Origin of the sequence: Microcoleus sp. B3-A4 (genome assembly GCF_036705385.1) — a bacterium.
In the GTDB taxonomy this organism is placed as follows: Bacteria; Cyanobacteriota; Cyanobacteriia; order Cyanobacteriales; family Microcoleaceae; genus Microcoleus.
Window position 1 is genome coordinate 1 of sequence record NZ_JAUBUI010000209.1, and the last position, 1,635, is coordinate 1,635.

Genomic DNA, 1,635 nt, shown 5'->3' on the forward strand with positions numbered 1-1,635 from the left:
AATCATTTCGTTCAGGACAGACATTCCAAGCACTGTTGGAAGCATTAAAGGCAGGGCAAGCATTCAAACAACTAGATGCTTCAGCCGAGACGACAAAACATCTTAGAGGACGAGTGATAGCTGCGCTGCAACAAGCAGTGTCCGCAGTAAAAGAGCGCAATCATTTGGAAGGGCATAGCAATTCTGTCAGAAGCGTCGCCTTTAGTCCCGATGGCTTGACTTTGGCTTCTGCAAGTGACGACAACAGCATCAAACTGTGGAACATGGAAACCCAAAAACCCATAGCTACCCTCAGCGGGCATAGCAATTCTGTCAGAAGCGTCGCCTTTAGTCCCGATGGCTTGACTTTGGCTTCTGCAAGTGACGACAACAGCATCAAACTGTGGAACGTGCAAACCCAAAAAGAGGTCACAACCCTCACCGGGCATAGCAATCCGGTCTATAGCGTCGCCTTTAGTCCCGATGGCTTGACCTTGGCTTCTGCAAGCTTTGACAACACCATCAAACTGTGGCACCTGGAAACCCAAAAACCCATCGCTACCCTCACCGGGCACAGCGATTCGGTCTGGAGTGTCGCCTTTAGTCCAGATGGCTTGACTTTGGCTTCTGCAAGCTATGACAGCACCATCAAACTTTGGGATTTGCAAAGCCAAAAACCCATCGCTACCCTCACCGGGCATAGCAGTTCGGTCTATAGCGTCGCCTTTAGTCCAGATGGGAAGAGATTGGCTTCTGCAAGCAGTGACAACACCATCAAAATGTGGAACCTGCAAAGCCAAAAACCCATCGCTACCCTCAGCGGGCATAGCTATTCGGTCTATAGCATCGCCTTTAGTCCAGATGGCTTGACATTGGCTTCTGCAAGTTATGACAAAACCATCAAACTGTGGAACCTGCAAACCCAAAAACCCATCGCTACCCTCACCGGGCATAGCAATTGGGTCTTGAGCGTCGCCTTTAGTCCAGATGGCTTGACTTTGGCTTCTGGAAGCAGTGACAACACCATCAAACTGTGGGTTTGGGATTTCGATAAACTAATGGCATTAGGCTGCAATTGGATTAGCGATTATCTCAGAACCAACTCGAAAGTGACAGAAGAGGATAAACAGATGTGTGCTGATTACCTCAGCCAAGAGTCAATCACATCAGAGACAGGTAACAGATTTAGTGAATCGACACCGATTAAATTGGTCAAATCAAGAGATTTGTGACTTAATGGAAACCGTGGGTGGTTATCCTTATTTAGTGCGAGTTGCTCTACCAAGTTGCCAAGGGGAGAATTACCTTAGCTCGGTTGCTAAAAGTCGCTCCTACTGAAGAATGATCTTACTAGGAGCATTTACGGTGCCATTTAGTTAACTTGGAAGGAAATGCCGAACTAGCAGCAACAATTAGACAAGTGATTAACAGCGAAAAAGTCGTTAAAACCCTTTTATATTTAAATGTGATTGACTTAGGTATGCAAGAGTTAAAGGGAATTTCTGAACCTGCACGACTGTACAAATTGATTCCTTAATTTTCTGATTTTTTACCTCTAAATTAACAATAACCTATGAAAGATTATCAATATCAAGTGGGAGGTAGCCTGCCTGCAAACGCCCCAACTTATGTCACTAGAAAGGCGGATGAAGAACT

At 45.8% G+C, this 1,635-nt stretch carries 1 protein-coding gene and 1 pseudogene; both read left to right on the plus strand.

The features are described from left to right. Window positions 1-1,211, plus strand: a pseudogene (locus QUB33_RS29400) (WD40 repeat domain-containing protein); the annotation flags it as partial. After that, window positions 1,168-1,317 (plus strand): AAA-like domain-containing protein, encoded by a 150-nt coding sequence (locus tag QUB33_RS29405; protein ID WP_333358204.1) that lies wholly within the window; start codon window positions 1,168-1,170, stop codon window positions 1,315-1,317. The pseudogene QUB33_RS29400 and the gene QUB33_RS29405, both read left to right, overlap by 44 nt. Window positions 1,318-1,635: the final 318 nt, after the last annotated feature.